Consider the following 12,610-nt stretch of genomic DNA (forward strand, 5'->3'; position numbering starts at 1 on the left):
GCAGAGGACATCGGCGATCACCTCACCGCCGCGCTGCCCTGAGTCAGTCGGTACGACCGCGCCGCCTGACTGCCATGCGCCACGCCAGGTAAACGATACTCACCGGCCACAACACGATCAGCACCGTGAGGGTGAAGGCGCTGGACGCAGTGTGCAGTTCCGTATCCCGGCGCCACGCTGGACTGCGCCGCAGCACCCTGGGCAGGTTCCGGGCGATCCCGATGACGCCACCGAGATAGACGGCCAGGGCGGCGAGCACCAGGACGGTGTCCCGCTGCGTCAGTGCCGCCCACACGTCCTCCGTCATGACCGGCCGACCGTGCCCTGATCGTCCACCGCTTCACTCGGCTCCGCATACAACTCCCCACCCTCGGACGGTGCGCTGCCCGCGGGTACGGACTTGCCGAATCGGCTCGTCAGCCGCAGAGCCACGGGTTCGGTGTAGCGGGCGGTGAGCGGGCCGAGGATGACCAGGATCAGTACGTAGGCCGTGGCCAGCGGGCCCAGGGAGGGCTCGATGCCGGCGGTGACGGCGAGCCCGGCGATCACGATGGAGAACTCGCCGCGAGCGACCAGCGTGCCGCCCGCCCGCCAGCGGCCCTTGGCCGAGACGCCGGCCCGCTTCGCCGCCCAGTAACCGGTGGCGATCTTCGTGGCCGCGGTGATCACGGCCAGGACGAGCGCGGGCACCAGCACCGGTGGAATGCTCGACGGGTCGGTGTGCAGGCCGAAGAAGACGAAGAACACCGCGGCGAACAGGTCCCGCAGCGGGGCCAGGAGGTTATGGGCGCCCTCGGCGACCTCGCCGGACAGGGCGATGCCGACCAGGAAGGCCCCGACGGCCGCGGAGACCTGCAGCTCCTGTGCAACTCCCGCGACCAGCAGGGTCAGGCCGAGCACCACCAGCAGCAGCTTCTCGGGGTCGTCGCTGGAAACGAACCGGGAGATGTGCCGCCCGTAACGCACCGCCAGCACCAGCACCAGCCCGGCCGCACCGAGCGCGATGGCCAGCGTGACACTGCCCGCCGCGAGACTCGTCCCGGCCAGCAACGCGGTGATGATCGGCAGGTAGACGGCCATGGAGAGGTCTTCCAGGACCAGGATGCTCAGGATGACCGGCGTCTCCCGGTTGCCGACCCGCCCGAGATCACCAAGTACCTTGGCGATCACACCGGATGAGGAGATCCAGGTCACCCCGGCCAGCACCACCGCCGCCACCGGCCCCCAGCCGAGCAGCAAGGCCATCGCGGCCCCGGGCAGGGCGTTGAGCGTGGCGTCGACGAGACCGGCCGGGTACTGGGTCTTGAGGTTGGAGACCAGGTCGCTGGCGGTGTACTCCAGGCCCAGCATGAGCAGCAGCAGGATCACGCCGATCTCGGCGCCGATCGCCACGAACTCCTCACTGGTGTCCAGTGGGAGCAGTCCCCCCTGGCCGAAGGCGAGCCCGGCCAGCAGGTACAAGGGGATCGGTGAGAACTGGAAGCGTCCGGCGAACCGGCCCAGCAGCCCCAGACCGAGGATGATCGCGCCGAACTCGATCAGGAAGATCGCAGAGGAGTGCACCGCGGATCACTCCCGTCCGAGTATCGCCGCGGCGGCCTCGGCGCCCTCACGGGTGCCGATCACGATCAGAGTGTCCCCGCCGGCCAGCCGGAAGTCCGGCCCCGGCGACGGGATCGCCTCGGCCCGCCGCAGCACCGCCACGATCGACACACCGGTCTCCGTACGCATCCGGGTCTCGCCCAGCAGCCGCCCGTTCCAGTGCGACGTCGCCGACAGCTCGATCCGCTCGGCCACCAGCCCCAACTCGGTCGTCGACAGCAGGCTCGGACTGTGATGGGCCGGCATGAGCGCGTCGATCAGGGCCGCCGCCTCTCCCGACGTCAGCCGCACCGACAGCGCGCAGGCGTCCGGATCGTCCTTGCGGTACGCGCTCAGCGTCCGCGACCCGTCCCGGTGCGCCACCACCGACAGAGGACGCTGCTCCCGCGTGGTCAGGTCGTAGCGAACCCCGATCCCCGGCAACGGCGTACTGCTCATGCGCGCAGCGCCCATGACTGTCTCCCATGTCTGGTTCCGGCGTTTCTTTGGGAAAAGTTTGATGACACCCTAGCGAGCGCCCGGAATTCGGCCTTCGCCAGCTCCGTCTCCAGCCGGCTGGGGAACGAGCCGCGTCCGGTTGCTGCGGCACCGAAGCCGCAGGGACGGCTGGCGTGTGCCTCTCTGCCTGGACGGGGAGCACCGGAAGGAATCGAAGCGTGATCGAGTGGGTGTCACTCAGCACCGGGGCCCGGCCCGTCCCCCGCCCCGCGCCGACACCGCTGGTGTGGGCCGCGGCCTTCGGCGGCGCGCTGCTGCTGGTGGCACTCCTCAACGCTCTTGCCGGTACGGACCGGCCCTCGCTCGCCCTGGCCGGACTCTCCCTGCTGGCCGCGCTGCTGGGCTTGTGCGCACGCTTCACCGCGGCCCCCGGCACAGCCGTACTGTGCTGGCTCTTCCTCAACGGCTTCGCCATCCCGCCCGCCGGCACCCTCACCTGGGCCGGGCAACGCGACACGCTCTGGCTCACCTGCCTGCTCGCCGCAACCCTCATCGGCACGGTACTGGCCCGCCTGACCCACGCCCGTGCGGCCTACCGTCGCGTCACGGCAGGCATCGGCCCCGCCGCAACAGAACCGGACCATGAACCGCGCGGCTACTGAAGCTCAAGGGGCACAGCTACGCGGGGGTCTGTCAAAAGAGCGGCTCTGTCCCGATTACGGGACAGAGCCAACGTTTTACAGTCCCGCCCGGAATGCTTGTGCCTCTGTCGGTGCGGTTGCCCGTCGTCTGGTCGACCGACGGGCGCACGATGCGCTGCCATCCGCGGTCCGGGAGTTCCTGTTGGAGCAGCTCGAGCACCGCGACGACCACAGGTGCGCCGGACCCGCCGGGCCCACGGCCGGCTCCTGGCCGGCGAGGGCCACGACGAGGAGGCCATCGAGGTATTGAGGAGGCCGGGGTGGCCTGGTAGGCGACCCGCCATGAGGGTCAACGCCTGTTCCTGGAGCGAAGCGCTCGTCGCTGGGACTGGCTCTTCCACCGCAGACGCCGGGCGCTGCACTGAAGCCATCACCACCTGGGCTCTTCGAGCCTTTGGTGCTATCATCTTTGGCACCATGTTGCTAAGGCTGAACACTGCGGACAATCGCCCCCTGCATGAGCAGGTGGCGGGTGCGATCCGACGTGCCATTGCTGAGGGGGAGTGTGAGCCGGGTGATCGGCTTCCCCCAGCACGGGACCTCTCCCAGGCGCTGGGAATCAACGTGAATACGGTGCTGCGTGGTCTTCGAGCGCTGCGTGACGAGGGAGTGCTGGAGTTCCGGCGCGGCAGAGGCGTGACGGTGGCCCATGGGGCGGCTGAACGCTCGGCGTTGCTGGATCGCGTCCGTGATGTCGTGGCCGACGCGGCGCGCCTCGGATACAGCAAGAACGATCTCATCGACATGATCAGGGGGATTTCGTGACCGACCGTGCGGGACGCAGGAGCGCTGCGGCGTGGGGTGTCACCGGCTGGGTGTTAGGGATCCTGGCGTTGCTGGTGGCGTTGCCCCTTGTCGCCGACAGCCGGCTTCCGAACCGGCTGGCGACGCACTGGGACGCCGGCTCGGGCAAGCCCGACAGTTCAATGCCTTTGTGGGCCGCGTCGCTCTTCCCGGCGCTGATCTGGGGGGTGGCAGCGGCGCTTGTGGCACTGGTGTGGTGGCGGGCCCGTGTCACTTCGAGTGGCGGAGTAGGGGGGTGGGTCGGCGCGACGCTCGGGTTCGGGGGTGTGATGCTCCTGGGCGGCCAGGCGTCTATCGTGCGGGCGAATCTGGACCATGCGGACTGGCGCGAGGCGGACTCGGTGACGGTCTCTGTCGTCGTGACGCTCGTAGCGGCTGTTGGCGTGGGCGCGGCCGCCTTGCTGGCCAGTCGCCGCACTCCGGCCGTGGTGCCGACAGGAGGTGGACCGACCATGGAGATTCCCGCAGGAGAGCGCTTCGTGTGGCTCTCCCGCACGTCCAACCCCTGGCTCCATGCGACAGCCGCCGTGACAGGTGTCGTAGCAGTGGCCGCCATCGTAGCGGGACTGGGGGGTTTGATGGGGGCTGAGGCTGCACTGCTGGCCGGGCCGTTCGCTCTGGCCTCTGTCCTGGTGCTCGGCTTCGCCTCGGTGCAGGCACGGGTCAGTGAGCGAGGTCTGGAGGTGGCCTTCGGGCCGCTGGGCTGGCCGGCGCGACGTTGGGCGGCCGATGGCATTGCCTCTGCCCGCGTCGAGACACGTACGCCTTCCCAGGTCGGTGGCTGGGGATACCGGCTGAGCGGGCTGGGCACAACTGTGATGCTGCGCAGCGGTGAGTGTCTGGTAATCCGCACCCACAATGGCAAGGACTTTGCGGTCAGTGTCGATGATGCCGAGCGCGGAGCTGCCCTCCTTAACTCCTTGAACGCTCAACGTTCAAGTTGATAGCCGGTCCTGGCCAGGTGATCCCCCGCACCTGGCCAGGACCCTTTCTGAGCGATCGCCCCTACCCCGCTCTCTGGCGACGAGTCAAGCGAAATTTCAAGTCCGCAACCGCTGTTCGGCCACTGAAGCGGGAGAACTCTGGGGGCGGTATTCGGTCAAGCTGTTACTGATCGCTGCCAGTGCTTGTGCGGTACTGATCAAATATGTGAGGCTCTCGATCGCGCACCGGGGGGTATGCGTGTCGACCGCACGCATGTGGGCCCCTCGGGCATTCCATCGATTCGAGGGGAACGAGTTGAACATCAAACAGCGGGGAATCCTAGGTGTGGCCGGCCTTACTGCAGCGGCCCTGTGCGTGGCTGCCGCACCGATGGCAACCGCAGACACCTTCGGTGCATCCGACAGAACGGCCGTCGCCGCGCCCGCAGTATCCGCCAAGACCGACGGTGAGAACGTCTTCCGCGGACTCTTCTTCGCCCAGGGCCAGGTGGGCAAGGACCTCTCCAAGCTGGAGCTGTTCTCCGAGGCCCGCAAGCACGTCGACAACGACACACCGGAGGAGATCCGTGCCTCCAACGTGGTGATCGAGCTGATCAACAAGCGGTCCCCGAGCTTCTTCGCCGACCTCAGCGAGAAGGCCCGCAGCGGTGACCCGCGCCAGGTCGAGAAGGCCGTCACCGACGCCCAGAACATGCTGCTGGCCGTCGCCAAGGACAACAAGTCGGCCACTCCCGTCGAGGACGGGCAGCTCTGCGGCGTCACCGTCGCGGTCGGCGCAGCAGTCGTGCATGTCGCGGCCGTGTTCACGGCAGCCGGCGCTGCCGTCACGGTCACCGTCGCCGTAGGCGCGAACTTCGTGAAGGCCAAGAACTGGTTCTGGAGCGCGGAGCCCACTACGGGTGACGACACGCCGCTGTCGCACGACGAGGCCGTCGCGCAGGTCACGAAGGCGCTCAACGCCGCCTAATGCACAGCGGGCGCGGGGAGGCTGCAGACTCCCCGCGCCCGGCTCGCCCTTCCGCCGCTCCACACGGGCAGGGACCCAAACATCACCATGAAGACTAAACTCCGCTCCTTCTATGCCAAATTCACCCGCACGGGAAATGGGCAAGTCTCCGTCTCGCGGAAATCAGTGATAATTGTCTGCACTGTGTGGGCAGTTGTAGTCGTGTACGTCGCGCAAGTTCAGCTACCGAAAAATGTGATCACGCTGCCCGGCCAAAAGGCAGCCAGGCACACCGTGGCGAACATGGCCCCCCAAGGATGGGCCTTCTTTACCAAGTCACCGCGGGATCCCGAAATGGTCCCATACCAGAGAACCCCAGGTAAGTGGAAGCCTCTTTCCCTGACGCCGCACTCCTCTCCCCGCAACGCCTTCGGGCTCGATCGCGAATCGCGTGCCCAAGGAGTAGAGATTGCACTCCTGCTGTCGGCAGCGCAGAAAAAGGACTGGCGTGAGTGCACAAGCAGCAGACAGAGCTGTCTGAGCGACTTCGGGCCACCGGTACGTCGGATCGCGAACCGGTCTCCGGAACCGACTCTGTGCGGGACTGTCGGCCTCCTGCAGGAGAAACCCACACCCTGGGCCTGGCGCGACCTCGTCCCCGAGTCACACAGCCCTGAGCAGGTCATGGTTCTGGAGGTGACGTGCTGATGCGCCAACGCGCCTTCCCCCTTCCTTGGGCAGCCGGCTACGGCCTAGCCCGTACCCTCCTCGCCCTGGGCACTCTGGGCACGTTGGCGTTCAGCGATGCAGCGACCCTCTTCCGGGAAGTCGCCACAGTCGGCCGCTACCCCTTGTGCCAGGGCGTCAACTCAGGCGGAGCCTTCTGCCTGGTGTCGTCGCAGCACTACGACACGATGCGATGGATCTGCTGCCTCGTCCTGGTGGTGACGGCCAGTGGGTGGCGGCCCCGCCTGACCGCCATTCCACACGCATACGTCGCCTTCAGCGTCTTCACCGGAATTTCCATCTCCGACGGCGGCGACCAGATCACCTGGATTCTGACCCTGCTCATCGCGATGGTGGCCATCGGTGACAAACGACGTTGGCACTGGCAGCCCAGCCAGCCACTTGAGGAGCCAGCCTCCCGCCAGCGCAACCTGTCGGCCCTGCTCGGCACCAGCGCCATCATCATGGCCCGAGTCCAGATGGCTCTGCTCTACTTCCAGTCGTGCGTGGCCAAGCTGCCACACGCCGAATGGGCCGACGGAACGGCCCTGTACTACTGGATCAACAACTACGCCTTCGGCGCTCCTTACTGGCTGCGCCCCGCGCTCGACATCATCGTCGACAGCCCAGTAGGTGTCGCCGTGATCACTTGGGGACCACTCGTCCTTGAGATCGCCCTGGCCGCCGCGCTGCTCATGCCCCAACGGGTGCGCTGGATGCTGCTGCCCGCGGGCATCCTCTTCCACCTCTCCATCGCAGTCGTCATGGGTTTGTGGAGCTTCGCCATCGCCATGTGGGCCGGCCTCCTTCTCCTCCTGTCGCCCCTCGGGCACGACCCCGACTTCAAGGCGCTCCTTCGCCGCACGCGCCGACACTCTGTCGCGGAACAGCCAGAAGTGGACGCACAGAGCAAAGAACGCGTCCCGGCCTGAGGACCCCCGAGCGGCCATTCCTCATCAACCGCTAAGCCAAGGTGATCGCATATGACTCTCAGGCCGGACAGTCGTGCCCTGTGTGCAGGCGCCGCCGTGCTTGCTGCCTTGTCGCTTTCAGGGCCCTCAGCAGCAGCCGGCACCCCTAGCGCGGCGCGTCCTGCCGTGCAGTGGTCCGCGGCCCACGGATCCTCCACCGCATTCGGGATGCGATGGATCGAGGAGAGCACCAGCGCAACCGGTGCAGCGCTCCTCATCAGAGGAGAGCTGCAAAACGCCGGGACGGAGTGCCACTCGGTATGGGTGCGATGGACGCATGACTTCGTCCCGCTCCCCTACACCAACTATGTGACGCAATGCGGTCGCGGTTCAGCGCCCGTCGATCTCCGCCTGGACCCATACCGGCCGACAACCACCGGCTACCTGAAGGTATGCCGCGGATCCGAGGGCACCGAGGACTGCGGGGAAGCGGTGCCCCTCACCTCCTGGCCCATCAACGGCTTGACCGGCTGACGCCTCTGGCGCGACAACTCGAGCGACAAGCACCCGCTGTCCTAAAAAACCAAGGAGAACCGAACGATGCGCAAGCGAACCTGGATCGCCGCGGCGGCTACCGTCAGCGCTCTGATCACCATATCCGCCTCAGCGACGGCGACGGCCGCAGAGGATGACGCCTTCGCGCAGCCAGCCACGGCAGCCGGCGCAGCCCCCCAAGGCGAGCGAGACGCCCAGAGAACCATGTCCGAGTGGTCCGTAACCCACGCAACCGCAAGCGCCTCCGGACTGATCAGGTCCGCTGAAGGCAAGAGGGCAATAGCCGGAGAACTTCGCAACGCGGGCCCAGGCTGCCACTCGCTGGTGATCCAGCCCATGATCGGCGTCTTCCCCGGGCCCATCACCAAGGTAGCGACCAGTTGCGGCTCCGAAACAGTGCCCGTCTACCGCGAATACGCCGGCACCCCTCTCGTCAAAATCTGCCGCGACAGCGCCGCACCCTTCACTGACTGCGGCCCCGCCCAGCAGCTTCCCGCAGGATCGAACCCCCCGCCGCACGGTTACGTCTACGAGGCCGCATGGCTGGCCACCCAGAACATGAGCTACTGCAAATCTGAGGGAGAAAAGGGCATTTCGGAAGGCCGCTGGACCGCCTACGTGTGCCGCGAGGAATACCGGGGGGGCGTCGACCTGCCTCTCCTCCATCAGGTGCTGTATGTGAAGAAATGACCCTAAGAAGCTGTCGTCGTTCCGAATCTGAGGGCGATGTTTTCGCTGGTCAGGCATAGGGTCGGTGATTCAATGGGAGTGGTGGCGTGTCGTGTCGTCGCTCCCCGGGAGGTCGCGGATGCCGTCGGGGGTCGGCCTGCTGGAAGAGCACGAGCTCGCTACTCGTCGTCGTGTCGAGGGGTTGCGTGAGGAAGCCGATCGCATCCAGGCCGAGCTGGCCGCGGCCGAGGAGGAATGGCAGGAGTGGGCGATCGCCCGCAGGCGAGTGGGCACGGTCCTGGCTCCGGACGGCGGCAGCATCGCTGTCGAGGAGGTCGTCTCCGCCCCGGTCGCGGGCTCGACGTCCCGGCAGGCGGCGAGGGCGAGGTCGCAGGTTCCGGTGTGGCGGCGATGTCCGGGCGTCTCTGCCTGTCGGTGACGTAGCAAAGCCGGTGTCGGTGTACGAACAGAGGCAGGTCTCCGTCATGACGGCGATCTCGGGTTCCGCGTCCTTCGCCGTCCGCACCGCGCGGGTCATGAGGGCATCCGGTACGACGGAGAACTCCCCGGCGGCGTCACGCTGGGTGGACTCCGCGAAGATCTTCACGGAGCGAATGCCGAGCTGCTTGGCCTGGCGCACCCGTGCGGGAAGCTGCGCGACCGTGAGGGTCGGCATGGGTCGGTCCGACTCCTCCTCGGTGACCAGTAAGACCATCGACAGGTCTGCCGGGTCGAGCGGCGGGCCTTCGAGGAAGCGGCGAACGGCCGGACGGCTGCGGAGCGGGCTTGTGGCTCCATGGGTTCGGGCGGGTGTCGCGGTGACGCTCATCAGTCCCTCACTTCTCGTCGGGTGGCGCAATGGGCCCGCCGGCAGGCACGGGGGAGATATTCGGACCGGTGCCTGCCGACGGGGCCTTGATGGGTGCGCGGCTCTACGTCTGCCCCGGGCGCTTGAGTCCGCGAGCTTGGCTGCGGCGTCCTCTACGGCGTCGGTCGTCCTGACAGGCGGCTGGAAGAACCCTTCGTCCTTGGCGACGCCGATCCCGGCGGCTACCGCGCCGATGAGGTCGAACAGCTCGTCGTCGTCCAGTTCCTGTGGTTCCTGTTCCTCGGTCGCCAAGGCACCTCTCTTCTTCTCGTGGTCGGGGGCGGGCCCGCCCATGGCGCGGCTGCCCAGCTACACGACATGGGCGGGCGGTCTTTCGAGTGGCGCGCTGGTGGGCCACTGGGTGATGGGGCGAGATGGTGCGGGTGACCGGGGGCGCTGCCGACGTACAGCTCGCTCACTCATCGTGTAGTGGAGCTGCTCGAGCCTGAACACGCACCACTGGCAGGCTTGGAGGGCGAAGGTCTCGCCTGCCACGGTGATATCGCCGATCTCCGTCACGGGAAGTCCGATCCGCTCGCACCTGAAGCAGCTCCCGCCTCGCCATTCGCTCCACAGCTCGGCGGGCTTCAGTCCCATTCAGGCTCCTCCTCCCCGAGGTGAGGCTGAGGGCTTCCGTCGACCACCGGCACGAAGCGCACCGGACGGGCATGCCAGACGAACTTGTATGGGCCGGCCGAGAGGGGGAGCGTGAACTCCTCGCCGTTCTTCAGGGCTTCGGCGGGCTCGCGCCATCCGTCGGACAGCCAGTCCCAGACGTGGCCAACCACCGACGCGTCGATGGCCGAGGCAATGACGCGCATCTGGATGCGAGCCCAGCGGATCGCGCGGTCCGGCGTGGACATGGCCGCGAGCGCGAGTTGCCTGCCGTCCTCCTGGCGCCACTCGCACCAGAACCCCGACTTGGGCACCACCGGTTCCGGTACGGCGATGGTGCACCACGTGAGAGTGCCGTCCTCGCTGGTCCCCCAGTCCTCGGCGAGGGCTTCGACGATCAGCATGCCGCGACCGCTCTCCTCGTCGGCGGCCGGTCTCTTCACCTGAGGCCGGCCCGGAGTTCCGTCAGCCACCTCGATGCGGACCTCGCCCCGCCAGTACGAGACGGAGAAGCTGACGTCCTCCGTCTCGCCGTACCGGACGGCGTTGGTGACCAGCTCGCTGATGAGCAGGTTGGCTGTGTCGATACAGGAGCCGATCCCCCACAGCCGGAGGTGAGCGGCACCGATCCGGCGCAGTTGCCCTACTCGCTGCGGTGCACGGGTGCAGGAGACGACGAAGCGAACTGGCTGGTCCATGTCTCTCCCCGGACCGTGTACCTGCGGAACCCTTCCCTGCGGCGGAACAGCACTGGCTATGCCGCCGGAAGCGCTCCGTAATCTCCCGCGCGTCGCCTCGGGAGCGGTTGCACTCTGCAAGGCAAGAGCCATCACTGTCCTCCGCACATCACGGGAAGGAAAGTTGCTCTCGGCGCCGCACCGAGGCGCATTCCGCCGGCTTCCCTTGGTTGCTCGGGTTTTGCATTGACCGTAGGACGGCTGTCTCTCAACCCCCAAGAAGATTGCGCGAGTTTGCAGCAAGTCGATTGACGGGGCAGAGCACCTCGAAGACCATTATCGTGTCGCGCAAACCGGCGCAAGGCAGCGGACGGGAGAGCAGCCGTGAAGCTACGGTTCCTTGGCAAGAACTCCACCCCCGGAGACAGCCCCACCCTGTACGCCAGTGACCAGGACAGCTACGTCATTCAAGGCTGGAAGGTGTTCGCGAACAACTTGCTCATGCAACTCGACGTGCCCGAAGGTCAGACGGTGATCGAGGTTCCGCCGGAGCTGTTCGAGCACCTGACGAAGGACGGACACGCGACCGGCGAGATCAAGAGCTTCACCGTCCCGATCATGCTCGTCACGGAACAGGACACGTGCATCCTGCAAGGCCCGGAGATGACCGATCCCGAGGCGTTGAGTCAGATGCGGATGCCCGACTATGAGACCTGCATCGAGGTCCCCAAGTCCTCGATCACGGCCCTACTGGAGGAGAACAGTGGACCTGATCACCTCGGCCCAGCGTGACGAGCTGTTCAACAGCTTCGAACGCGATGCCTTCCACCTGGAGCTGAGGGACGACTACGGGTCTCCCATCGAGGACACGCCCTACGCGCGGTGGCAGCGGGGCGAGCCTGACGACTACGCGTGGCTCGACTCCTGGATGGGGCTGATGAAGCGCGTCACGGGTGAAGGGAAGACCGTCCGGCGCGTCCGGGTCGTCACCGAGCCGCACTCCCAATACGTCGGCTGGGAGCACTCGTTGACCCACCTCAACCTGGAGGCCGGCGAGGACATCCGATGGCTTCCGCGGCACCGGCTGCCGGAAGGCATCGACTTCCCCGTCGGCGGCAACGACTGGTGGCTGTACGACGACCGTCTCCTCGCCGTCGGCCACTTCGCCCCCGAGGGCCGAGTGCTGGGGTCGGAAATCGTCGAGGACCCGGACACCGTGGCCGAGTGCATCCGCGTGCGTGACCTGCTCTGGACCGCCGCCATCCCACACGCCGAGTACAAGCCCTGACCCATCAGTGAATAACCAAGCTCAAGAAGCACGAGAGGCACTGGGTGCCCGGCTGCGCGGATTCCGGAAAGACGCCGGATTCGCAAGCGGCCGGGCATTCGCCGTGGCCACGGGCTGGGCCGAGTCCAAGGTCTCCCGGCTGGAGAACGGCAAGCAGAACCCCAGCGAAGACGACATCCGGGTCTGGTGCAATAAGACCAACAGGAAAGAGCTCGCTGATGACTTGATAGCCACGGTGCGCCACATCGACGAGCTGTGGCTCGAGTGGCGCCGACAGCTGCAGACAGGGGCGGAACGACGGCAGCGCAAGGCCCTGCCGGTCTACGCCAAGACCAAGGTCTTCCGCATCTGGCACCCGACGCTGGTGTGGGGAACGCTCCAGACGGCGGACTACGCGGCCGAGACCTTCAGGCAGGTCGTCGACTACTACGAGATCCCCGACGACGCGGAAGCCGCCACCGCCAAGCGGCTCGAACGGCAGCAGTACCTGTACCAGGGCAACCGGATCTTCAACGTGGTGCTCGGCGAGCAGGCGCTCTACACCAACTTCAGTGGCCCCGAGGTGATGAAGGGGCAACTCGACCGCCTGCTGGCGGTGATGCGCCTTACTCGGCTGAGCCTGGGCATCATCCCCCGATCCGCACCCCTGGGCATCTGGCCCGGCAACTCGTTCTCGATGTTCGACGACAAGCTCGTCCTCGTCGAAACCTACTCGGCGGAGTTCTCCGTCACCCAGCCCCGCGAAATCGAGCTGTACACCAAGGCGTTCGCCCTCTTGCAGCAGTCAGCGGTTTATGGGACCGAAGTCCGAGACCTCATCCTCGCAGCGATCCACCACTTCGATCAGATGCCGAGCGACTAGGAGA

Annotated in this window: 14 protein-coding genes and 1 pseudogene; 10 read left to right on the forward strand and 5 right to left on the reverse strand. The window is 66.8% G+C overall.

Annotation, left to right across the window (positions count from 1 at the left end):
- Positions 1 to 43: 43 nt before the first annotated feature.
- The 3 genes from PV963_RS20770 to PV963_RS20780 are packed head-to-tail and all read right to left on the reverse strand — an operon-like array spanning position 44 to position 2,055.
- Complete coding sequence (locus PV963_RS20770; protein WP_274817247.1) at positions 44 to 307, reverse strand: hypothetical protein; 264 nt, start codon at positions 305 to 307, stop codon at positions 44 to 46.
- Positions 304 to 1,563 (reverse strand): cation:proton antiporter, encoded by a 1,260-nt coding sequence (locus PV963_RS20775; RefSeq protein WP_274817248.1) that lies wholly within the window; start codon positions 1,561 to 1,563, stop codon positions 304 to 306. The genes PV963_RS20770 and PV963_RS20775 overlap by 4 nt, the downstream gene beginning before the upstream one ends.
- Positions 1,564 to 1,569: 6 nt before the next feature.
- A complete protein-coding gene (locus tag PV963_RS20780; protein ID WP_274817249.1) occupies positions 1,570 to 2,055 on the reverse strand; it encodes a TrkA C-terminal domain-containing protein in 486 nt (161 codons plus the stop codon).
- A 203-nt stretch (positions 2,056 to 2,258) separates the two neighbouring features.
- Here PV963_RS20780 and PV963_RS20785 point away from each other — a divergent pair, with 203 nt between their 5' ends.
- The 7 genes from PV963_RS20785 to PV963_RS20810 all read left to right on the forward strand — a co-directional run bounded on the left by PV963_RS20785 (position 2,259) and on the right by PV963_RS20810 (position 8,317).
- Entirely contained in the window at positions 2,259 to 2,702 is a 444-nt protein-coding gene (locus tag PV963_RS20785) for a hypothetical protein (protein WP_274817251.1), read from the forward strand.
- Positions 2,703 to 3,158: 456 nt separating this feature from the next.
- Positions 3,159 to 3,506 carry a GntR family transcriptional regulator gene (locus PV963_RS20790; protein WP_274822080.1) on the forward strand — a complete coding sequence of 116 codons (348 nt, stop codon included), beginning with the start codon at positions 3,159 to 3,161 and terminating at the stop codon, positions 3,504 to 3,506.
- A complete protein-coding gene (locus PV963_RS20795) occupies positions 3,503 to 4,489 on the forward strand; it encodes a DUF1648 domain-containing protein (protein WP_274817252.1) in 987 nt (328 codons plus the stop codon). The genes PV963_RS20790 and PV963_RS20795 overlap by 4 nt, the downstream gene beginning before the upstream one ends.
- Positions 4,490 to 4,859: 370 nt before the next feature.
- Positions 4,860 to 5,456 carry a sporulation delaying protein family toxin gene (locus PV963_RS20800; RefSeq protein ID WP_274817254.1) on the forward strand — a complete coding sequence of 199 codons (597 nt, stop codon included), beginning with the start codon at positions 4,860 to 4,862 and terminating at the stop codon, positions 5,454 to 5,456.
- An 87-nt stretch (positions 5,457 to 5,543) separates the two neighbouring features.
- Entirely contained in the window at positions 5,544 to 6,143 is a 600-nt protein-coding gene (locus PV963_RS44005; protein WP_373432243.1) for an SdpA family antimicrobial peptide system protein, read from the forward strand.
- On the forward strand, positions 6,143 to 7,093 hold the full coding sequence (locus PV963_RS20805; RefSeq protein ID WP_274822081.1) for a sporulation-delaying protein SdpB family protein: 951 nt from the start codon (positions 6,143 to 6,145) through the stop codon (positions 7,091 to 7,093). The genes PV963_RS44005 and PV963_RS20805 overlap by 1 nt, the downstream gene beginning before the upstream one ends.
- 579 nt (positions 7,094 to 7,672) lie before the next feature.
- Positions 7,673 to 8,317, forward strand: coding sequence for a hypothetical protein (locus tag PV963_RS20810; RefSeq protein ID WP_274817255.1), 645 nt, complete (start codon positions 7,673 to 7,675; stop codon positions 8,315 to 8,317).
- A gap of 481 nt (positions 8,318 to 8,798) precedes the next feature.
- On the opposite strand, the pseudogene PV963_RS44010 reads toward PV963_RS20810, so the two are convergent.
- Both PV963_RS44010 and PV963_RS20820 read right to left on the reverse strand, forming a co-directional pair.
- Positions 8,799 to 9,458 (reverse strand): annotated as a pseudogene (locus PV963_RS44010) (hypothetical protein); the annotation flags it as partial.
- Between the two features lie 293 nt (positions 9,459 to 9,751).
- Positions 9,752 to 10,477 carry an ATP-binding protein gene (locus tag PV963_RS20820; protein ID WP_274817258.1) on the reverse strand — a complete coding sequence of 242 codons (726 nt, stop codon included), beginning with the start codon at positions 10,475 to 10,477 and terminating at the stop codon, positions 9,752 to 9,754.
- Positions 10,478 to 10,840: 363 nt separating this feature from the next.
- Between PV963_RS20820 and PV963_RS20825 the strand changes: the two genes are divergently transcribed.
- The 3 genes from PV963_RS20825 to PV963_RS20835 are packed head-to-tail and all read left to right on the forward strand — an operon-like array spanning position 10,841 to position 12,606.
- Positions 10,841 to 11,248, forward strand: a complete 408-nt coding sequence (locus tag PV963_RS20825; RefSeq protein ID WP_274817259.1) for a hypothetical protein — start codon at positions 10,841 to 10,843, stop codon at positions 11,246 to 11,248.
- Positions 11,220 to 11,744 (forward strand): DUF6879 family protein, encoded by a 525-nt coding sequence (locus PV963_RS20830; RefSeq protein WP_274817260.1) that lies wholly within the window; start codon positions 11,220 to 11,222, stop codon positions 11,742 to 11,744. Before PV963_RS20825 ends, PV963_RS20830 begins: the two co-directional genes overlap by 29 nt.
- Positions 11,745 to 11,751: 7 nt before the next feature.
- Positions 11,752 to 12,606, forward strand: a complete 855-nt coding sequence (locus tag PV963_RS20835; RefSeq protein ID WP_274817262.1) for a helix-turn-helix domain-containing protein — start codon at positions 11,752 to 11,754, stop codon at positions 12,604 to 12,606.
- Positions 12,607 to 12,610: the final 4 nt, after the last annotated feature.

Origin of the sequence: Streptomyces coeruleorubidus, from assembly GCF_028885415.1 — a bacterium.
GTDB lineage: Bacteria > Actinomycetota > Actinomycetes > Streptomycetales > Streptomycetaceae > Streptomyces > Streptomyces coeruleorubidus_A.